This window comes from Plantactinospora soyae (assembly GCF_014874095.1).
Classification (GTDB): Bacteria; Actinomycetota; Actinomycetes; order Mycobacteriales; family Micromonosporaceae; genus Plantactinospora; species Plantactinospora soyae.
In genome coordinates this window covers 2,966,465-2,985,529 of sequence record NZ_JADBEB010000001.1, presented here as the reverse complement: position 1 = coordinate 2,985,529, position 19,065 = coordinate 2,966,465, and the positions used below count along the sequence as shown (strand labels likewise).

The following is a 19,065-nucleotide window of genomic DNA, read 5'->3' as shown; positions in this document are numbered from 1 at the left end:
CCCGGACCTGCCTAGCGTCGAGGCCATGATTGAGGCACGGGCGCTGACGAAGCGCTATGGGGACACACTCGCCGTGGACGACCTGTCGTTCACCGTCAAGCCCGGTCAGGTCACCGGGTTCCTCGGCCCGAACGGCGCCGGGAAGTCCACCACCATGCGGATGATCGTCGGACTGGATCGACCGACCGCCGGTACGGTGACCGTCGCCGGTCTGCCCTACCGGAAGCACTCGGCGCCGCTGTGCCAGGTCGGCACGCTGCTGGACGCGAAGGGCGTGCACCGGGGACGGAGTGCCCACAGCCACCTGCTGGCACTCGCCCAGACCCACGGCATCCCGAGGCGGCGGGTCGACGAGGTGCTCGACACGGTCGGCCTGGCCGGTGTGGCACACCGGCGGGCCGGCGGCTTCTCGCTCGGGATGGGCCAGCGGCTCGGTGTCGCCACCGCGCTGCTCGGTGACCCTGCCGTGGTGATCCTGGACGAGCCGGTCAACGGGCTCGACCCGGACGGGGTGCTGTGGGTGCGCACGCTGCTCAAGGACCTGGCCGCGCAGGGCCGTACGGTGCTGGTCTCCAGCCACCTGATGAGCGAGATGGCGGTGACGGCCGAACACCTGGTGATCATCGGACGGGGCCGTCTGCTCGCCGACACCACCGTCGCGGACCTGATCGCCCGGGTCGCGGTGGGCAGCGTCCTGGTGCGCTCGCCGAACGCCACCCAACTGGCCGAGCTTCTCGTCGCGCGGGGCGCGGAGGTGACCGGCGTCGACCCGGGCCTGTTCCAGGTCGCCGGGCTGACCGCCGAGGCGGTCGGCGACCTCGCCCTGGCCGGCGGCGTGGCCGTACACGAACTCACTCCACGGCGGGCCTCGCTGGAAGAGGCGTACATGGAACTGACCCGGGAGGCGGTGGAGTACCGGTGACAACCGAGATCACTTTTGCCCGGGTGGTCCGCGCGGAACTGACCAAACTCCGTTCCTTGCGTTCCACCTGGCTGACCCTGGGCGCGGTGGCGGTACTCGCGATCGGACTCGCGGCCACGATCGGCTACGGCGTACGCGGATCGATCCGGGCCGGTGAACCGGGGCCGGGCGTGGCCGACGCGGTGGCGATGGCGTTCCTGCCGATGGACTTCCTGACGTTCGTCATCGGGGTGTTCGGCGTACTCCAGATCACCGGCGAGTACGGCAGCGGACTGGTCCGGGTCACCCTGACCGCCGTACCCCGTCGGTGGCCGACGCTCGCCGCCAAGGCGGTCGCGCTGGTGGCGGTCACCACGCCGGTGCTCGCGATCAGCTCGCTCACCGCGTTCGGAGCCTGCCAGGCCACTCTCGGCCGGCACGGCGCCTCGCTCGGCGACCCGGGCGTGGCCGGCGCCGTCGTCGGCGCCGCCACCTGCCCGGTGCTGATGGGGCTGCTCGGCCTCGGCATCGGTGCGATGCTGCGGCATACGGCGGGGGCGATCACCACGCTGGTGCTCGTGCTGATGGTCGTGCCGGCGCTGCTGGGACCGGCACTGCCGGGCAACCGGGAGGAGCAGGTGTTGAAGTACGTACCCACCATCGCCGGCCAGGCCATGTACGGCGTCGACGGCTCCGGCGGTCCCTTCGAGACACTGTCGCCCGGCGCCTCCGCCGCGGTGCTGGTCGGCTGGGTCGGCCTGCTGCTCCTCGCCGGAACGGCCGTGCTCCGCCGACGTGACGCGTAGCCACCATGCGCTCCGCCGACCCCACCGGCCGCCCCACCCCGACCGGCGACGCCAACTCCACCGGGGACGCCGACTCGACCGGGGACGCCAACTCCCCGCCGCTTTCTCCGCGTCCCGGCTACGGTCGGGTGCGTCGGGTTCTGGCCGGGTTCCGCCGCCGGCCCCGGTTGGTCGACGCCGGCCTGGTCCTGCTGCTCATGGCGCTGGACGGACCGGCGGCACTGGCGGGCGGCGGGGTCTTCACCTGGCTGTCCTTCGCCGCCGTCCACACGCCACTGGTGTGGCGGCGGCGAGCGCCGGTCCTGGTCTTCTGGCTGGTGTACGGGCTCGCGATCCTCTGCGGCGTCCTCGTCGGAATCCAGGTCGAGGGCATGTTTCCCGAGATGGTCGTCGCAGTGGCGGTCTACACCGTCGCCCGGTACGGCCCCCGGCGGCACCTGTGGCTGATCGTCGTGGCGATCCAGGTGCCGGCGACGGTGATCCTGCTGGGCAGCGGACCGGCCTGGATGCCGCTGAACGTCATCACTCTCGGCCTCGCCGCCACCGTGCTGCTCGGCATCGCCATCAGCACCCGGCAGGCGTACCTGGCCGAGGTGGCCGAGCGGGCCCGCCGGCTGGAGCGGGAACGGGACCAACGGGCCCAGCTCGCCGTCGCCGCCGAACGGGCCAGGATCGCCCGGGAACTGCACGACATCGTGGCGCACAACCTCGCCGTGATGGTCGCGCTCGCCGACGGGGCCGCGTACACCGCCGCCTCGGCGCCGGACCGGGCGACCGAGACGATGCGGAAGGTGTCGGCGACCGGACGCCAGGCGCTCGGGGAGATGCGCCGGCTGCTCGGCCTGCTCCGCGACGACGCCGGCGGTCGTACGCCGCAGCCGGGACTCGGTGATCTCGACGCCCTGCTGGACCAGGTGCGGGCCGCCGGACCGCACGTCGTGGTGACGTCCGGCGGGGTACCCGGGGCGTCCGGACCAGGGGCGGGACTCGCCGTCTACCGCATCGTCCAGGAGGCGCTGACCAACACGCTCAAGCACGCCGGACCGGCGGCCCGGGTCGAGGTGCGGCTGCACCACCGGGCGGACGGCGTGGATCTCGAGGTCGTCGACGACGGCGCGCGGGCAGCGGCCGTACCGGCTCCCGGCGGTGGGCACGGGCTGGCTGGGATGATCGAGCGGGCGACGGCGTACGGCGGGGACGTCGAGGCCGGACCCCGCACCGACGGCCCCGGCTGGCGGGTACGGGCCCGACTGCGGTTCGGCGAGGAAGGGCTGACATGACCATCAGCGTGTTGCTCGTCGACGACCAGCCCCTGCTCCGGCTCGGATTCCGGATGGTGTTGGAGAGCCAACCGGACCTGACCGTGGTGGGCGAGGCGGGCGACGGCGCGCAGGGCGTCTCGATGACCCGTACGCTGCGCCCGGACGTGGTGCTGATGGACGTCAGGATGCCGGTGCTGGACGGTATCGAGGCCACCCGGCAGATCGTCGACGCCGGCTCCCCCGCCCGCATCCTGGTGCTCACCACGTTCGACCTGGACGAGTACGTCTTCGCGGCGCTACGCGCCGGTGCCAGCGGGTTCCTGCTCAAGGACGTTCCCCCGGCCGACCTGCTCACCGGGATCCGGGCGGTGGCCGCCGGTGACGCGGTGGTGGCGCCGAACGTGACCCGTCGACTGATCGACGCCTTCGCCGGTCATCTGCCCGACCCGTCGACCGGCCGGTCACCCGTGGACGAGCGGCTGCACCGGCTGACCGACCGGGAACGGGAAGTGCTGGTGGAGGTGGCGCGGGGCCACTCCAACGCGGAGATCGGCCGGTCGCTCACGGTCTCCGAGGCGACCGTCAAGACCCACGTCGGCCGGATCCTCGGCAAGCTCGGACTGCGGGACCGTGTCCAGGTGGTGGTGTTCGCGTACGAGGCGGGTGTCGTACGACCGGGCGACGACCGGTGACACTTCGGTCGGCCAGGATCAGGGTCGGCCGGCCGCCCGAAAGATCAGATCAGAACGGCCAGTCCCGCAGGAAGCGCAGGCCCAGCAGGAAGGCGATCACGGCCGGCCCGACCGCCAGGGTCACCGCCTGGGCCCGGTAGACGATCCGGTGTCGGAGCAGTTCGAGGCCGTTGCCGAGGATGATCGCTCCGCCGACCATCATGAAGCCGCCCCACCAGCCGGTGTCGCCGAAGTCGAGGACGTCGTTGACGAGCAGCAGGAAGGTCACCCCGAGCGCGGCGGTGTTCAGCGCCAGCATCGCGACGGTCCGGTGGAAGGCCCGCGGCAGCGGATCGGCCGAGCGCCAGTAATAGGTGCCGGCGATGGCCAGCGCCGGCAGTGTGATCATGAACGGCCAGCCCTTGGCGATCACGCCGAACATCAGCATCGCGCCGACCGCGAAGACCAGGCCGCCCACGCAGGCCAGCAGGTATCCGACGAACGCGCGCCCGCCGCCGCGTACCAGCAACGGGCCGCCGGAGGCCGCGATCAGGGCTCCGGGTACGAGGATGAAGCCCGCCCACCAGTGGAACTTGTCGATCGTCTGTGCGGTAACGGTCACCACCACGACGGCGAATCCCGCCGCAGCCAGACTGGTCAGCCACTTCCCGGCCGGCCCTGGCCGGCGCCCCACCGCGGTCTCCACGTCAACGCTCACAATTGTCGACTCTGCCGGCCGGCACGGATCGGAACCATCCCGGCAGCCCTACCTTCCGTCGACCGGGTAGCCCGACTCGGCCCGACGCGGGCATCGGCTATCAGGATAATCCGGACATAAGGCTAGAAGTCCCCGCCACCGAAGTCCCCGCCACCGCCGAAATCCCCACCGCCGAAGTCACCGCCACCATAGTCACCGCCGGCGTAGTCGCCACCGCCCGCGTCGCCACCGCCCGCGTCCGCGCCACCCGCGTCGCCACCGTCGGCGAAGCCCTCCTGGTAACCGGCGTCGTAGCCGTACCCGGGATCGGCGAATGCCGGGGAGAAGAGCGCGTCGGCGATCAGCATGCCGCCGATGACCCCCGCGCCGGCCGCCAGGCCGGTCTTCCACCAGGGGGTCGAGTACCAGCCGGCCGGCACCGGGCGGCCCTGCATCCGTCCACCCGGGTAGTAGTAGGGAGTGGCGGCACCGGGCTGCGGACCGGCCCGGAAGGTCTCACCCTGCACCTGGACCTCGCGCGGCACGGTGAGCGCGCCCGCACCCCGGGCGGCGGCCAGCGGCGGCAGGTCGGGACCTGGGTCGATACCGAGCGCCACCCGGGCCGCCCGGACGTAGGCCAGCCCTTCGAGGGCGCTCTCCCGGGCCAACTCGTACTGTCGGGTGGTTTGGGCCTGTTCGAGCTGGCTGCCGGCGGCGTTGTACCGCTCCCCGGCGTCGGCCAGCGCCTGTCGGACCGCCGGCTCGGCGCCGTGCAGGTTCATCAGCTGCCCGCCCAGCCGCTCGTACCAGCGCCCCGCCTCGGCCCGGGCGTCGGCCAGCTCCCGGGTCTTCCGGGCCGTGCTCTCCCGCTGCCACCAGAGGAACCCGCCGAAGGCCAGGATCACCAGCAGCAGGAACCAGATCACGTTGCCCATCACCCAACGGTACCCACGCCGGGCGAGTGCGCGCGCGGGCCGACGCGGACGTTTGGCATGCTCTGTGACGTGGACCTCTCGACCGTGGCCGTGGTGGTGGTCTGCCTCGTGGCGGGCGGGGCGGTCGGTTGGCTCGCCGCGACCGCGCGGTCGACCGCCGAGATCGCCCGGCTGGACGCGACCCTGCGGGCGACCCGGGACGGGGAGGGCCGGCTGGAACAGTCGATGCGGGCGCTCTCCTACGAGGCGACCGCCCAGTCGCAGGAGGCGGTGGCGCGGGCGGTGGCGCCGCTGCACGAGACGCTGCGCCGCTACGAGCAGCGGGTGACCGAGCTGGAGCATGATCGGGTCGACGCCTACGCCGAGCTGCGCGAGCAGGTCCGATCGATGAACGCCGTCTCCGGCGAGCTGCGTACCGAGACGAAACAGCTGGTGGCGGCGCTGCGCGCGCCACAGGTACGGGGTCGCTGGGGCGAGCACCAGCTCCGCCGGGTCGTCGAGGCCGCCGGGATGCTCGAACACTGCGACTTCTCCGAGCAGGTCACCGCGTCGACCGAGCACCAGGTGGTCCGCCCCGACCTGGTGGTACGGCTGCACGGTGGCCGCAGCGTGGTGGTGGACGCGAAGGCCCCCTTCGACGCCTACCTGACCGCGATGGAGGCCCGGGACGAGCACGGCCGGGACCGGCACCTGGACCTGCACGCCCGGCACCTGCGGGCGCACGTCGACGCGCTGGCCGCCAAGTCGTACTGGTCGGCCTTCGACCAGTCGCCCGAGTTCGTGGTGCTCTTCGTCCCGGCCGACCCGTTCCTCGACGTGGCGCTGCAACGCGACCCGACGCTGCTGGAGCACGCGTTCGCCCGCGACGTGGTGCTGGCCACCCCGGCAACCCTGGTGGCGCTGCTGCGTACCGTCGCCTACTCGTGGCGGCAGGAGGCGCTGGCCCGCAACGCCGTCGCCGTACACGCACTCGCCCGCGAGCTGTACGGCCGGCTCGGCACCCTCGGCGAGCACGTGTCGAAACTGGGCGGCGCGCTGGGCGGGGCGGTGACCGCGTACAACCGGGCGGTGGGCTCGCTGGAGGCGCGGGTGCTGGTCAGCGCGCGCAAGCTCGCCGAGATGGGGGTGGCCGGGGACGAGTTGCCGGTACCCCCGCAGGTCGAGACCGCGCCGCGCCAGCCGCAGGCGCCCGAGCTGGTCGATCCGCCGACGGCGGCACCGCTCGGGGCACCCCCGTCGACTCCGCACTGACCGTTCCGATCGGACTTCTGATCAGGAAGTTATCCCCGCCGATCCACCCGAACCGCACATCACGCGCTCCACTCAGGTCACGGGCTGGTCACAACGCACAGGGCGATAGTGACAGCGATGTGTACGGCGACCGAGGATTCCGGTCACGTGTGCCCTGCGTTCCAGGGCCTGTTCTCCCGGAGGACATGAACGTGAGTAGATCCCGTACGTGGCGCCGACGGACCTCTGCCGGGGTACTCGCCTCGGTCGTGGCCCTGAGCGGCCTGACCCTGGCCAGCGGTGCCACCCCGGCGAGCGCCGAGCAGGCCGCCGCGCCCGAAACCCTGAAGACCGATCCCACCGACACCCTTGGCCCCCGTGACGCGGAACTGCTGGCCGAGGCGAAGTCCCGCAAAGAGTCCCGGGTGACGCTGCTCATCGCCGCCGACAAGGGCCGGTCGGGCAGTGTCGTCGCCGGCCTGCGCAAGCTCGGCGGCACCATCGCCAAGCGCGCCGACGAGGTCGGTTACCTGCGGGCCAGCGTACCCACCTCGGCCGTGCCTGCCGCCGCGTCGCTGCCCGGCATCGCCGCGGTCGACCTGGACGACAAGGTGAAGCTGCCCGAGCCGGAGCCTACGACCCCGGCCGGCGCGAAGGCCCGGGCCAGGGCGGCGGCGACCGGACCCGGCACCGACACGCCGGCCAGGAACCCGTACATGCCGACCGCCGAGATCGGGGCGGTGGACTTCAAGACCGCGCATCCGACCTGGGACGGCCGGGGCGTGACGATCGGCATCATGGACACCGGGGTCGACCTCGACCACCCGTCGTTGCAGACCACCTCCACGGGTGAGCGCAAGATCGTCGACTGGTTCACCGCCACCGATCCGATCTTCGACGGTGACAACACCTGGCGGATCATGCGCGACCAGGTGACCGGGCCGAGCTTCAGCTACGCGGGTGCCACCTGGACCGCGCCGGCCGGGACGTACCGGATCAACCGGTTCTCCGAGTCGATCACCGCGGACAGCGCGCCGGCCGGTGACGTCAACCGGGACGGCGACACCAGCGACCTGTACGGCATCCTCTACGACCCGACGACCAACGACGTCCGGGTGGACGCCAACCTGAACCAGGACTTCACCGACGACCCGGTGATGCGGCCGTACGGCCAGCGGTACGACGTGGGCCACTTCGGCACCGACAAGCCGGACACCGACGTACGCGACCAGACGCCGTTCGTGGTCGAGTTCCGCGAGGACGTCGACACCACCCCGGCCGGCCTGCCCGGCGCGTACGACTTCGTCAACATCGGCATCGTCGAGGACGCGCACGGCTCACACGTCGCCGGCATCACCGCCGCGAACGACATGTTCGGCAACGCCAACCTGGACGGCGGCGCACCCGGCGCGAAGCTGGTCTCCGCCCGGGCCTGCTCCTGGGGCGGCGGCTGCACCTTCGCCGCGCTCACCGACGGCATGGTCGAGCTGGTGGTCAACCGGGACGTGGACGTCGTCAACATCTCGATCGGCGGCCTCGGCCCGATGAACGACGGCAGTGACCTGCGCGCCGAACTGTACAACCGGATCGTCAACGAACTCGGCGTCCAGCTCGTCTTCTCGGCCGGCAACTCCGGCCCCGGCATCAACACCATCGGCGACCCGTCCACGGTCACCGACATCGTCAGCGTCGCCGCCGGGATCAGCCAGGAGACCTACCTGGCCAACTACGGCTCGGAGACCCGCACGCCGTACCAGCTCCTCTACTTCTCCTCGCGCGGTCCCCGTGAGGACGGCGGCTTCAAGCCGAACATCACCGCACCGGGGTCGGCGATCTCCACCACCCCGCTGTGGCTGCCCGGCGGCCCGGTGGCCGAGGCGGGCTACCCGCTGCCGCCGGGGTACCAGATGATCAACGGCACCTCGATGTCCGCGCCGCAGGTGACCGGCGGCATCGCGCTGCTGCTCTCGGCCGCCAAGGCGAACCGCAAGCTGGTCACCAGCGCCGAGCTGCGCCGGGCGATGTACTCGTCGGCGTCCTGGATCGACGGGGTACCGGCACACGGCCAGGGCAACGGCCAGCTCAACGTGCCGGGGGCCTGGCAGTTGCTGGCCGGCGCCGCGCTGGAAACCCGGGACTACACGGTCGACGCGCCGGTCTGCACGCCGCTGGCGAGCATGCTGTCCACGCCGTACCGGGGCACCGGCATCTACAACCGGTGCGCGGTCAGCGCGGGCGGGCAGAAGCCGAACGTGGCGAAGACGTACAAGGTCAAGGTGACCCGGAACAGCGGGCCGAAGGGGTCCGTCCGGCACGACCTGCGCCTGGTCGGCAACACCGGCAACGTGTTCGGCAAGGTGCCGGACCACCTGGACCTGCCGCTGGGCAAGACTGTCACGTTCAGCGTCGAGGCGAAGGCGGGCGTCGGGGTACACAGCGCGATCGTCGAGGTCGACGATCCGGCGACCCCGGCGGTGGACTTCGAGTTCATGAACGCCGTCACCGTCGCCGAGGTGCCGAAGAAGAAGAACTTCTCCTTCTCGGCCGGCGGCAACGTGGACCGCAACCTGTTCCGGACCTACTTCGTCACCGTGCCGGCGGGCGCGGGGTCGTTGCAGGTCAACCTGACCGGTGTCGCCCCCGGCTCGCAGACCCGGTTCATCGCGATCAACCCGTGGGGCATTCCGGTCGACCCCACCGCCAGCACGGCCTGCTTCACCAACTTCTCCGACGCCGCGGTCTGCAAGCCGGAGGAACGGTCGTACGACAACCCGATCCCGGGGGTCTGGGAGATCGAGGTCGAGTCGCGGCGTACGTCTCCGCTGCTCGGCAACCCGTACCAGGTCCAGGCCCGGGTCCAGGGCGTCGAGGTCACCCCGGACGAGATCGAGCTGCTCAGCGTGACGGCCGGGGAGCCGACTCCGGTCACCTGGGACCTGACCAACACCTTCGGTCCGGTCGTCATCACCGGTTCGGGCGGGCCGCTCGGCAGCACGCGGGAGACCCGGCCGAGCATCGCCCACCACGAGGTGCTCTCCTACGAGGTGGCGGTACCGGCCGGGGCCAGCCGGCTCGACGTGGCGATCGGCAACACCAGCGACGCCGGTGCCGACCTCGACCTGTACGTCTACAAGGACGGCGTACGGATGGCGTACAACGCCGACGGTGACTCGGAGGAGTCCGTCTCGCTGGCGAACCCGCCGGCGGGAACCTACGTGATCGAGGTCGAGGGGTACTCGGTTCCGGCCGGCACCACCCAGCTCGACTACCGGGACGTGTTCTTCTCCCCCGCCCTCGGCAACCTGTCGACGCCGGCGGGCTACGAATCGCTGGCGTACCAGGAGTCGACGAGCATCACCGGATCGGTGACCGCGCTGTCGGTTCCGGCCGCCGGTCGGCAGCTCTCCGGCGAGATGCGGGTCGTCACCGTCGAGGGTGCCGTGGTCGCCAGCGCCCTGGTGAAGGTCGACGCGGTGAGCTGAGTCCGACGATCCACTGAACCGAACGGGGTCCGTCCAGCCGGGGCAGGCCCCGTTCGGCGTACCGTCCACAGTCGCGGGGTGCCGGCGGTCCGACGGGACCCGGACGAGCGCCCGCCGACGTCGGTACCGCCGTGCTGACCGGTCAGCTCCGGGTCGCGCTCTGCACCTGGAACGGGGTGCCCTGCTGGCAGGTGGTCATCAGGCCGGCGCGTACCTCGCCGACGACCGTCACCCGGGCGCCCACGGTGAGCACGTCCCGGGGGCCGCCAACCAGCAGATAGCCGTCCAACAGCAGGCAGTTGGCCTCGACGCCGGCCTGGACCGTCCCGCTCAGCGTGGTCGTACCGCTCGGTGCCGCCCCGCCGCGCGGGGGCTTCGTCGGGATGACCGGACGCGTTGTCGGAGCGCCGGGCGTCGTCGGGTCGGGGCCGGCCGGACCGGACGAGGTCGGTTCGGGCGAGGCGGGCAGGGTCACCGGACTTCCTTCCGATCCGTTCGGTGGGGTCGAGCCGGAGTCCGCGCAGGCGCCGAGGGCCAGCCCGGTGGCGAGTACGACGCCGGCGATCCACCGCGTTGTCATGACAGATCCGACGGGTACGGGTGCCCGCCCGTTCCGTCCGTCCCCGGGGCCACGGCCTGCCGTGGTCGACGCCGGCACGGGTACCCGATCAGCCGTTCGCGCCGCTCGCCGCGAGCGCGTCGGTCTGCTGTGCCGCCGCCCGGGCCGCCGCCTTCATGTCGCGCCGGAGTTCCTGCGGCAGCGCGAAGGTCAGCCGCTCGTCCGCCGTGGTCACCTCGGTCACGTCGGCGAAGCCGCGTGCGGCGAGGTGGTCGAGCACCTCCATGACCAGGTCCTCGGGGACGCTCGCCCCGGAGGTCAGACCGACCGTCTCGGCGCCGGCCAGCCACTCGTCGGAGATCTCGGAGGCGTAGTCGACCAGGTAGCCGGCCCGGGCGCCCGCGTCCACCGCCACCTCGACCAGCCGGACCGAGTTCGACGAGTTGCGGGATCCGACGACGATCACCACGTCACAGTCGGCGGCGATCTCCTTGACCACGTGCTGCCGGTTCTGGGTGGCGTAGCAGATGTCGTCGCTGGGCGGCGACTGGAGCAGCGGCAGCCGGCGCTTGAGCCGGGCCACGGTCTCCATGGTCTCGTCCACCGACAGGGTCGTCTGGGACAGCCAGACCACCTTCTCCGGGTCCCGTACGGTCACCTTGTCGGCGTCGTCCGGGCCGTCCACGAGCTGGATGTGCGCGGGCGCCTCACCGGCGGTGCCGACGACCTCTTCGTGCCCCTCGTGACCAATGAGCAGAATGTCGTAATCGTCCGCCGCGAACCGCCGGGCCTCGTGGTGCACCTTGGTCACCAGCGGGCAGGTGGCGTCGATCGCCTTCAGCGAGCGGGACTTCGCCTGCTCGTAGACCTCCGGCGCCACGCCGTGCGCGGAGAAGATCACGGTCGAGCCCTCCGGCACCTCCTCGTTCTCCTCCACGAAGACGGCGCCCTGCCGCTCCAGGGTGGAGACGACGTGCTTGTTGTGCACGATCTGCTTCCGGACGTAGATCGGTGCCCCGTACAGCTTGAGGGCCTCCTGCACGGTCTGCACGGCACGATCGACGCCGGCACAGTAGCCGCGGGGCTTGGCCAACAGGACACGTTTGCCGGTCTGGGGAGTCGCCTGAGCCTCGGTCACCCGCCCAGTCTACGTTCCGCCCGTCGTACCGCCCGCCGGCCAGTTCTTCCACCCGGTTCCCGGCGTGGCCGGAGCGGGTCCGTCGTACCCGGTGATCTCCGGGTTCGACGGTCCGGCGCCGGGACCGGCGGCGCCGGAGCGGTCGGCGCCGGTCGTAGGCTGACCGGATGACCGATTCCGGTGCCCCGCGCAGCACGCCCGAAGAGCCGTGGCCGGTTCGGGTGGTCAGCCAGAAGCTGAGCGCCTGGATCGGCAAGCTGGGCTGGGTGTGGGTCGACGGTCAGGTGGCGCAGATCAGCCGACGGCCCGGAGCCGCGACGGTGTTCCTCACGCTGCGCGACCCGTCGGCCGACCTCAGCCTCACCGTCACCACCAACCGGGACGTGTTGGACGCCGGTGCTCCGGAGTTGGCCGACGGAGCCAGGGTGCTGCTGCACGCCAAGCCGGAGTTCTACGCCGCGCGCGGCACGCTGAGTCTGCGCGCCGACGAGATCCGCCAGGTCGGTCTCGGCGAGTTGCTGGCCCGGCTGGAGAAGCTCAAGAAGCTGCTCGCCGCCGAGGGGCTGTTCGACCGGTCCCGCAAACGCCGGCCGCCCTTCCTGCCCAACCGGATCGGGCTGATCACCGGTCGGGCGTCGGCCGCCGAACGGGACGTACTGACCAACGCCCAGCGCCGCTGGCCTGCCGTCCAGTTCCGTACGGTCAACGTGGCGGTGCAGGGCCCCACCGCCGTACCGCAGATCCTCGACGCGCTGAAGGTCCTCGACGCGGACCCGGGGATCGACGTGATCGTGCTGGCCCGGGGTGGTGGCGGCGTGGAGGACCTGCTGCCGTTCTCGGACGAGGCCCTGTGCCGGGCGGTCTTCGGCTGCCGGACCCCGGTGGTCAGCGCGATCGGTCACGAGACCGACATCCCGCTGGTCGACTACGTCGCCGACCTGCGCGCCTCCACCCCGACCGACGCCGCCAAACGGATCGTGCCCGACCTCGGCGAGGAGACCCGGCTGATCCGGATGGCCCGCGACCGGCTGGACCGGGCGGTCACCGGGCTGGTCGAGCGGGAGTCGCAGCGCCTCGACGCGTCGCGGTCGCGTCCGGCGCTGGCCCGCCCCGAGGTGCTGATCGACCAGCGGAACACCGAGGTGACGGCGCTGCGGGACCGTGCCGGGCGTTGTGTGGACCACCGGCTCGGCACCGCGGCCGGAGACCTGCGGCACACCGTGGCACGGCTGCGCGCACTCTCGCCCGCCGCCACCCTGCATCGGGGGTACGCCATCGTGCAGCGCGCCGACGGACACGTCGTACGGGCCAGCGCCGAGGTGGCCGCCGGTGACCCGCTGCGGGTACGCCTCGCCGAGGGCGAGCTCACCGCGATCGTCGAGCCGTAGCCCCGGGCCTGGACTTCGCCGATGTCGCGGCGGTGCACCACGGGGCGGTGTGTTGAGATGGGATCACCATGACTGATGCGGAAAAGCGGGCGAGCGGACCGGGTGACGGACCCAGCTACGAGCAGGCCCGGGCGGAGCTTGCCTCGGTGGTAGAGCGGCTGGAGGCCGGCGGAACCTCGCTGGAGGAGTCGCTGGCACTGTGGGAGCGCGGTGAGCGCCTCGCGGAGATCTGTCAGGGCTGGCTGGACGGCGCCCGGCAACGGATCGACGCCGTACGGCAGGCCCGGGAGTCCGCCACCTCCACCTGAGCCATGGTGTCGTCGGTGGTGCACCGGGTGGAGCAGCCTCGGCGGCCACCCCACCCGGCACCGGTCACTTGTTGAACAGCTCGTACGTCTCGGGGGACGCCTCGACGGTCTCGCTGGCCGGCGGCGCCTTGGCCGGGGCGGACGATCCGTAGTCGGTGTAGCCGACCGTCAGGTCCTGCGGGGTGCCGCCGCCGACCGCCGGCATCTTGATGGTCATCGAGGCGAGCCGACCCTGCGCGTCGAGCTTGGCCTCGAACGGCAGCTTGGCCGCATCCGCACCGATGCCCTTGACCGCCTCCGCGTCGACCATGCCCGCCTCGGTCGCCTTCGTCAGGTCGATGGTGCCGCTGTAGGCGCCCGCACCGGTCTTCTGTACGTCGACGACCGCCCTGGTCAGCGCCTCACTGCCGGCCGGGTCGACGTCCTTGAAGTCGAAGCCCAGACCGTCAGCGTTCTTGATCTTGGACTGGTCGAGGTGCTGGTACTTGCCGGAGTTCAGCTTCTCCAGGCCGGGCACCCCGTCGGCTCCCTTGATGCTCAGCTTCACCCAGCTGTCCGGCTCGATGTAGATGATCTCCATGTCCATGGAGAACTCGCCGTCACCGGCCTTCATGTTGATCTGGGCGCTCTTGCTGGGCAGGTGCACGCTGCCCTCGCCGTCCAGCTCGGCGCCCTTCATGGTGAACCGGAAATTGCCCTTGGTGATCTCTTTGGTGGAGGCGAGCAGCGCCTCCTTGGCGTCGTCCGGAATGGCCGGGGCCTCGGAACCGGACGAGCCCTGGTCGACGCCCTGCGTCCCACAGGCCGCCAGGCCCGGCACGAACAGGGTCGCGGCAACAAGCGTGGCCACGCCCCACCGTCGGATAGTCACGGTCGATCCTCCCCAGAAAACGGCGCGGCGGGACTGAAACCCACCGATATCTCACAGCCGCCGCAGCCTACCGTCGCGGTACGACTACCGCAGGGAAAGCGCTATCTGACGAAGATCCCCCTCGGGCACCTGACCGACGACGATCACCGTGCGGTCCGGCTCCAACAGGACGAGTGCCAGTTCGCCGGGACGGGCCGTGTAACGCTGCCAACTCCGCCCGCCCAGCTCGGTCGCCCCCTGCGGCTGTCCGCTCCTGGTCAACTCGGCCGGCAGCAACTGCTCGGCCGGGATGTTGCTCTGCACCAGTTGCAGGCCACTGTCGTCCGGGCTCAGATATCCGATCCGCAGGCTCGCACCGGCGTCGCCCCGGGTGTAGTCGGCCCGGACCGTACGCCACTGGTCACCCAGGCCGGTCGGCTCGCTGACCGGGAAGGCGTTTGCCGCCCTGGCCTGCTGGATCGCCGGGGCGGGGTCGACCACGGTCGGCTGGTCGGCGTTGAGGAAGACCCGCCCGAAGCCGAGCACGAGGGCGATCGGCACCAGCAGCACCAGCAGCGAGATGACGATGTCCTTCGTCGATCGCTGCGATCGGATCGCGGTCGGCACCACCTGTTCGGCGAGCCGGTCCGGATCGTCCGGCTCGCCGTCGCCGCCCGACGCGGGTTCTCCCGGTCGGGACGGGTCCGCCGGGGCGGCCACGTCCGGGAGTCGATCATCCGGGGCAGGTCCGGCAGACTGTGCGGAGTTCACCCACCTATCTTGACAGCCTCGCCGGTTACCGCGATCTGGGCTACCGGCCCCCCGAACCGGCGTTAAGTTGACCAGCGTGTCAGGATCCCTGACAAAGCCGGCTGCGGCGCGCGCCGCGCTGTGTGCCGGGCCACCCCGCAGTGTCGCGAGGAGGAGCCGACATGACCAACACCAGAACCCGGGTGCCGCAGAATCTGGACCGCAACCTGGCCCTCGACCTGGTCCGGGTTACCGAGGCGGCGGCGATGGCCGCCGGCCGATGGGTCGGCCGGGGCGACAAGGAGGGCGGCGACGGAGCCGCCGTCGACGCCATGCGCAAGCTGATCAACTCGATCCCGATGCGCGGCGTCGTGGTGATCGGCGAGGGCGAGAAGGACAACGCCCCGATGCTGTTCAACGGGGAGCAGGTCGGCGACGGCAGCGGGCCGGAGGTCGACGTCGCGGTGGACCCGATCGACGGGACCACGCTGATGAGCAAGGGCATGCCGAACGCCCTGGCCGTGCTGGCCGTGGCCGAACGCGGAGCCATGTTCGATCCGAGCGCCGTCTTCTACATGGAGAAGCTCGCCGTCGGCCCGGTCTACGCGGACGTCATCGACATCAACGCCGGGGTCTCGGAGAACCTCAGCCGGATCGCGAAGGTCAAGAAGTCCGACATCTCCGACGTCACGGTCTGCGTCCTGGACCGCCCCCGGCACAAGGAGCTGATCCAGCAGATCCGGCGGGCCGGCGCCGGCATCCGGTTCATCAGCGACGGTGACATCGCCGGTGCCATCGCCGCCGCCCGGGGCGAGTCGGACGTCGACGTGCTGATGGGGATCGGCGGTACGCCGGAGGGCATCACCGCCGCCTGCGCACTCAAGTGCATGGGCGGGGCGATGCAGGCCAAGCTCTGGCCCCGGGACGACGAGGAGCGGGAGAAGGCGATCGCCGCCGGACACGACCTCGACCGGGTACTCAGCACCGACGACCTGGTCACCGGGGACAACGCCTTCTTCGTCGCCACCGGGGTCACCTCCGGCGACCTGCTGCGTGGGGTGCGCTATCGCGCCGGTGGGGCGTACACCCAGTCGATCGTGATGCGTTCCAAGAGCGGCACCATCCGGGTGATCGACTCCTACCACCGGCTGGAGAAGTTGGCGCTCTACTCCGCCGTCGACTTCGACGGCCGCCCCCTGGCCGAGCAGGACTAGGGCGTGAAGCGATCGCCGGGCGCCGCCGGCCGAGGTCAGGCCGGGGTGAGCCCGGCGGTCGCCCGGAGCGCGTCGTCCCGGTCGGTCGGCGTGATGCCGAAGGTCGCGGTGGCCGCCGAGGAGTCCAGCACGAACGGCCGGCGGAACTGGTACGCGGTCTCCCGCAGTTCCCGCGCCATCGGATCGAACAGCCCGCCGAGCCAGAGCAGCGGCGCCGGCATCGAGGCCAGCCGGGGCGCGGGCGCGCCGGCCAACTCGGCGAGCCGGACCGCCAACTGCCGGAACGACGCTGGCGGCTGGCTGGGCACGTGCCAGGGACGCCCCCAGGCCCGCTCGTCGTCGGCGGCCGCGACCAGGGTCCGGGCCACGTCGCCGACGTACGTCCAACTGTGCGGGGCGTCCAGGTCGGCCGGTACCGACACCCGTCGGCCGGCCAGGACCTTCGGTACGACGAGAACGGTGAACGGCGTCTGTGCCCCGGCGCCGAGGTAGTCCGAACCGCGTACCTCGGTCATCCGGATCCGGCCCGCCTCGTGCGCGGCCGACGCGTCCTGCCACATCCGCGCCCGGACCTGCCCCTTCGCGCCGACCGGACGCATCGGGGTGTCCTCGGTCATCGGCCCGTCCACCGGCCCGTAGCCGTAGAGGTTGCTGGTGACCGCGAGCACGGCACCGGTACGTTCCGCCGTGGCCAGCACCGCCGCGGCGATCGGCGGCCAGTCGGTCGGCCAGCGGTGGTACGCGGGATTTGCGCAGTTGTAGAGCGTGGCGGCACCGTCGGCCAACTCGGTCAGCCGTTCCCGGTCGGCGGCGTCGGCGGCGATCCGCTCGATCCCCGGATGGTCCGGCCCGGCCCCCCGCCGGCTGACGAGTCGCACCCGGTCGCCCCGCTCGACGAGCAGCCGGGCGACGGACCGCCCGACCGGACCGGCGCCGATGATCACCTGTAATGCCATTTCTGCTGCTCCCCGGATCGACCGTCTGATTCGAGAGCAGTGCTCTCGACGTCGTCCAGACTGCCTCAGGAACGGGTCGCTGTCAAGAGCAGTGCTCTCGTTTCAAACAGGCGCTCTCATTAATCGCCGGGATGTGGCAGGGTTGCGGCATGTCCGCACCATCGATCCGGGCCAGGGTCCGCGCCGAACTGACCCAGGAGATCAAGGCCGTCGCCCGGCGGCATCTCGCGACCGACGGCGCCAACCTCTCACTCCGGGCCGTCGCCCGGGACCTGGGAATGGTCTCGTCCGCCGTCTACCGGTACTTCCCCAGCCGGGACGCGCTGCTCACCGCGCTGATCGTCGAGGCGTACCAGGCGCTCGGCGATGCCGCCGAGGCCGCCGACGGGGCCGTGGCCCGGGACGACCTACGCGGTCGCTGGCTGGCGGTCAGCCACGCGGTCCGGACCTGGGCGCTGGCCAACCCCGCCGAGTACGCGTTGCTCTACGGCAGCCCGGTGCCCGGGTACGCCGCACCGGACGAGACCGTGGTTCCGGCGCAGCGGGTGGTCTTCGCACTGGTGGAGGTCCTGATCGACGGGGCCGCCGCCGGCCGGCTCGCCACACCGGTCGGCACCACGGCACCACCGCCGGTCCGCGCCGACCTGCACCGACTGCTCCAGGCCCGACCCGGCGCCCTCGACGAGGAGCACCTGTCCCGCTGCATGTCCGCGTGGAGCCAACTCTTCGGCCTGGTCAACTTCGAGGTGTTCGGCCGGCTGGAGCACGTGATCGAGGACCACGAGCCGTACTTCGACCACCAGATGCGGTTGATGGCCGACCTCGCCGGCCTGCCGGACGAGCCCGGTCAGCCCGCGTCGGAGGAGTGACCGGGGAACAGGTGGGCGGCGGGGTTGATCACCACGGCGGCGTTGTTGACCGCGGTCGCGGCCTCGCCGAAGCCGGTGGCGATCAGCCGTACCTTGCCCGGGTATTCGGTGATGTCACCGGCCGAGAAGATCCGCGGCAGGTTGGTGACCATCGTGCTGTCGACCAGGATGTGTCGCTTGTCGAGCGCGAGACCCCACTCGGTCAGCGGGCCAAGGTCGGCGGTGAAGCCCAGCGCGGCGACCACGGTGTCGACCGGAATGCTCTCGACCTCGGCGCCCTTGGCCGCGATGTCGGCCCCGGTCACCGCGCCGTCGCCGTGCAGCTTCGTCACCTCGGCGTTGACGATGATGCGTACCGGCAGGTCCCGTACCCGGTCCACGGTGGCCGCGTGGGCCCGGAACTTCTCCCGACGGTGGACCAGGGTGACCGACCTGGCCAGGGGTTGCAGGGCCAAGGACCAGTCGAACGCCGAGTCACCGCCGCCGACGATCAGTACGTCCTGCCCGGCGAGATCGGCGAGGTGCGGTACGAAGAAGACGATGCCGCCCCCGACGAAGTTCTCGGCGGCCGGCAGCGGGCGTGGGGTGAAACTGCCCAGGCCGGCGGTGACGATGATCGCGCCACAGCGCAGCATGTCGCCGTTGGCGAGGCTCAGCACCGGCTTGCCGTCCAGGTACGACAGCTTCTCCGCCCGTACCCCGAGCAGGTATTCGGGCCCGAACGTCGCCGCCTGGCTGACCAGGTTGGCGACCAGGTCGCGCCCCTTGATCGACGGGAACCCGGCGACGTCGTAGATCATCTTCTCCGGGTACATCGCGGTGACCTGCCCACCGGGCTCGGGAAGCACGTCGATGACGGCCACCGAGAGGCCACGGAAGCCCGCGTAGTACGCCGCGAAGAGCCCGGTGGGGCCGGCCCCGATTATGGCGACATCGACCTCACGCATGTGCCCACCGTCGCTCTCCGCTTACGGACTGATCAACAGCTGTGCTGATCCGACCGTAGGCGGACAACGGGCATCGAAGCAATAGCCGTCCCACCGGCGGGT

Annotated in this window: 18 protein-coding genes; 10 read left to right on the top strand and 8 right to left on the bottom strand. The window is 71.4% G+C overall.

All coding sequences use genetic code 11. The features are described from left to right. Positions 1-25: 25 nt before the first annotated feature. The 4 genes from H4W31_RS13385 to H4W31_RS13370 are packed head-to-tail and all read left to right on the top strand — an operon-like array spanning position 26 to position 3,661. Positions 26-922, top strand: a complete 897-nt coding sequence (locus H4W31_RS13385; protein ID WP_192766964.1) for an ABC transporter ATP-binding protein — start codon at positions 26-28, stop codon at positions 920-922. After that, complete coding sequence (locus H4W31_RS13380; RefSeq protein ID WP_192766963.1) at positions 919-1,707, top strand: ABC transporter permease; 789 nt, start codon at positions 919-921, stop codon at positions 1,705-1,707. The genes H4W31_RS13385 and H4W31_RS13380 overlap by 4 nt, the downstream gene beginning before the upstream one ends. A gap of 5 nt (positions 1,708-1,712) precedes the next feature. Beyond that, entirely contained in the window at positions 1,713-2,987 is a 1,275-nt protein-coding gene (locus H4W31_RS13375) for a sensor histidine kinase (protein ID WP_192766962.1), read from the top strand. Further along, complete coding sequence (locus tag H4W31_RS13370; protein WP_192766961.1) at positions 2,984-3,661, top strand: response regulator; 678 nt, start codon at positions 2,984-2,986, stop codon at positions 3,659-3,661. Before H4W31_RS13375 ends, H4W31_RS13370 begins: the two co-directional genes overlap by 4 nt. A 49-nt stretch (positions 3,662-3,710) precedes the next feature. Here H4W31_RS13370 and H4W31_RS13365 read toward each other — a convergent pair whose 3' ends face one another. Together H4W31_RS13365 and H4W31_RS13360 are read right to left on the bottom strand one after the other, a co-directional pair. Continuing rightward, positions 3,711-4,358 (bottom strand): hypothetical protein, encoded by a 648-nt coding sequence (locus H4W31_RS13365; RefSeq protein WP_318783176.1) that lies wholly within the window; start codon positions 4,356-4,358, stop codon positions 3,711-3,713. A 122-nt stretch (positions 4,359-4,480) separates the two neighbouring features. Further along, complete coding sequence (locus tag H4W31_RS13360) at positions 4,481-5,272, bottom strand: YfgM family protein (RefSeq protein WP_192766960.1); 792 nt, start codon at positions 5,270-5,272, stop codon at positions 4,481-4,483. Between the two features lie 57 nt (positions 5,273-5,329). On the opposite strand from H4W31_RS13360, the gene H4W31_RS13355 reads away from it, so the two are divergent. Then, positions 5,330-6,523 carry a DNA recombination protein RmuC gene (locus tag H4W31_RS13355; RefSeq protein ID WP_192766959.1) on the top strand — a complete coding sequence of 398 codons (1,194 nt, stop codon included), beginning with the start codon at positions 5,330-5,332 and terminating at the stop codon, positions 6,521-6,523. A gap of 191 nt (positions 6,524-6,714) precedes the next feature. Then, positions 6,715-9,984: a S8 family serine peptidase gene (locus H4W31_RS13350; protein ID WP_318783175.1), complete on the top strand. Its 3,270-nt coding sequence runs from the start codon at positions 6,715-6,717 to the stop codon at positions 9,982-9,984. A gap of 142 nt (positions 9,985-10,126) precedes the next feature. Here the strand turns inward: H4W31_RS13350 and H4W31_RS13345 are convergent, their stop codons facing one another. Further along, entirely contained in the window at positions 10,127-10,564 is a 438-nt protein-coding gene (locus H4W31_RS13345) for a hypothetical protein (RefSeq protein ID WP_192766957.1), read from the bottom strand. A gap of 88 nt (positions 10,565-10,652) precedes the next feature. Next, on the bottom strand, positions 10,653-11,681 hold the full coding sequence (locus H4W31_RS13340) for a 4-hydroxy-3-methylbut-2-enyl diphosphate reductase (protein ID WP_192766956.1): 1,029 nt from the start codon (positions 11,679-11,681) through the stop codon (positions 10,653-10,655). Between the two features lie 167 nt (positions 11,682-11,848). On the opposite strand from H4W31_RS13340, the gene xseA reads away from it, so the two are divergent. Together xseA and H4W31_RS13330 are read left to right on the top strand one after the other, a co-directional pair. Further along, positions 11,849-13,069, top strand: coding sequence for an exodeoxyribonuclease VII large subunit (gene xseA, locus H4W31_RS13335; RefSeq protein ID WP_192766955.1), 1,221 nt, complete (start codon positions 11,849-11,851; stop codon positions 13,067-13,069). 68 nt (positions 13,070-13,137) lie between these two features. Beyond that, positions 13,138-13,377, top strand: a complete 240-nt coding sequence (locus tag H4W31_RS13330; protein WP_192766954.1) for an exodeoxyribonuclease VII small subunit — start codon at positions 13,138-13,140, stop codon at positions 13,375-13,377. Between the two features lie 64 nt (positions 13,378-13,441). Here the strand turns inward: H4W31_RS13330 and H4W31_RS13325 are convergent, their stop codons facing one another. Continuing rightward, positions 13,442-14,248, bottom strand: a complete 807-nt coding sequence (locus H4W31_RS13325) for a hypothetical protein (protein WP_192766953.1) — start codon at positions 14,246-14,248, stop codon at positions 13,442-13,444. An 84-nt stretch (positions 14,249-14,332) separates the two neighbouring features. Continuing rightward, positions 14,333-14,998 carry a DUF4245 domain-containing protein gene (locus tag H4W31_RS13320; protein WP_404825586.1) on the bottom strand — a complete coding sequence of 222 codons (666 nt, stop codon included), beginning with the start codon at positions 14,996-14,998 and terminating at the stop codon, positions 14,333-14,335. 161 nt (positions 14,999-15,159) lie between these two features. Here H4W31_RS13320 and glpX point away from each other — a divergent pair, with 161 nt between their 5' ends. After that, the gene (gene glpX, locus H4W31_RS13315; protein ID WP_192766952.1) at positions 15,160-16,191 is read left to right on the top strand and encodes a class II fructose-bisphosphatase; all 1,032 of its coding nucleotides are present in this window, start codon (positions 15,160-15,162) and stop codon (positions 16,189-16,191) included. Between the two features lie 35 nt (positions 16,192-16,226). Here glpX and H4W31_RS13310 read toward each other — a convergent pair whose 3' ends face one another. Then, on the bottom strand, positions 16,227-17,147 hold the full coding sequence (locus H4W31_RS13310; protein WP_192766951.1) for an NAD-dependent epimerase/dehydratase family protein: 921 nt from the start codon (positions 17,145-17,147) through the stop codon (positions 16,227-16,229). Between the two features lie 149 nt (positions 17,148-17,296). Between H4W31_RS13310 and H4W31_RS13305 the strand changes: the two genes are divergently transcribed. Then, positions 17,297-18,016 carry a TetR/AcrR family transcriptional regulator gene (locus H4W31_RS13305; protein ID WP_192766950.1) on the top strand — a complete coding sequence of 240 codons (720 nt, stop codon included), beginning with the start codon at positions 17,297-17,299 and terminating at the stop codon, positions 18,014-18,016. Here the strand turns inward: H4W31_RS13305 and H4W31_RS13300 are convergent. After that, positions 17,995-18,963 (bottom strand): NAD(P)/FAD-dependent oxidoreductase, encoded by a 969-nt coding sequence (locus H4W31_RS13300; RefSeq protein WP_192766949.1) that lies wholly within the window; start codon positions 18,961-18,963, stop codon positions 17,995-17,997. The genes H4W31_RS13305 and H4W31_RS13300 overlap by 22 nt on opposite strands. Positions 18,964-19,065: the final 102 nt, after the last annotated feature.

Excerpts from the sequence above, each read along its gene's own strand:
- H4W31_RS13385 (WP_192766964.1), top strand. The coding sequence starts at position 26 with ATGATTGAGGCACGGGCGCTGACGAAGCGCTATGGGGACACACTCGCC.
- H4W31_RS13375 (WP_192766962.1), top strand. The coding sequence starts at position 1,713 with ATGCGCTCCGCCGACCCCACCGGCCGCCCCACCCCGACCGGCGACGCC.
- H4W31_RS13370 (WP_192766961.1), top strand. The coding sequence starts at position 2,984 with ATGACCATCAGCGTGTTGCTCGTCGACGACCAGCCCCTGCTCCGGCTC.
- H4W31_RS13360 (WP_192766960.1), bottom strand. The coding sequence starts at position 5,272 with ATGGGCAACGTGATCTGGTTCCTGCTGCTGGTGATCCTGGCCTTCGGC.
- H4W31_RS13355 (WP_192766959.1), top strand. The coding sequence starts at position 5,330 with ATGCTCTGTGACGTGGACCTCTCGACCGTGGCCGTGGTGGTGGTCTGC.
- H4W31_RS13345 (WP_192766957.1), bottom strand. The coding sequence starts at position 10,564 with ATGACAACGCGGTGGATCGCCGGCGTCGTACTCGCCACCGGGCTGGCC.
- xseA (WP_192766955.1), top strand. The coding sequence starts at position 11,849 with ATGACCGATTCCGGTGCCCCGCGCAGCACGCCCGAAGAGCCGTGGCCG.
- H4W31_RS13330 (WP_192766954.1), top strand. The coding sequence starts at position 13,138 with ATGACTGATGCGGAAAAGCGGGCGAGCGGACCGGGTGACGGACCCAGC.
- glpX (WP_192766952.1), top strand. The coding sequence starts at position 15,160 with ATGACCAACACCAGAACCCGGGTGCCGCAGAATCTGGACCGCAACCTG.
- H4W31_RS13310 (WP_192766951.1), bottom strand. The coding sequence starts at position 17,147 with ATGGCATTACAGGTGATCATCGGCGCCGGTCCGGTCGGGCGGTCCGTC.
- H4W31_RS13305 (WP_192766950.1), top strand. The coding sequence starts at position 17,297 with ATGTCCGCACCATCGATCCGGGCCAGGGTCCGCGCCGAACTGACCCAG.
- H4W31_RS13300 (WP_192766949.1), bottom strand. The coding sequence starts at position 18,963 with ATGCGTGAGGTCGATGTCGCCATAATCGGGGCCGGCCCCACCGGGCTC.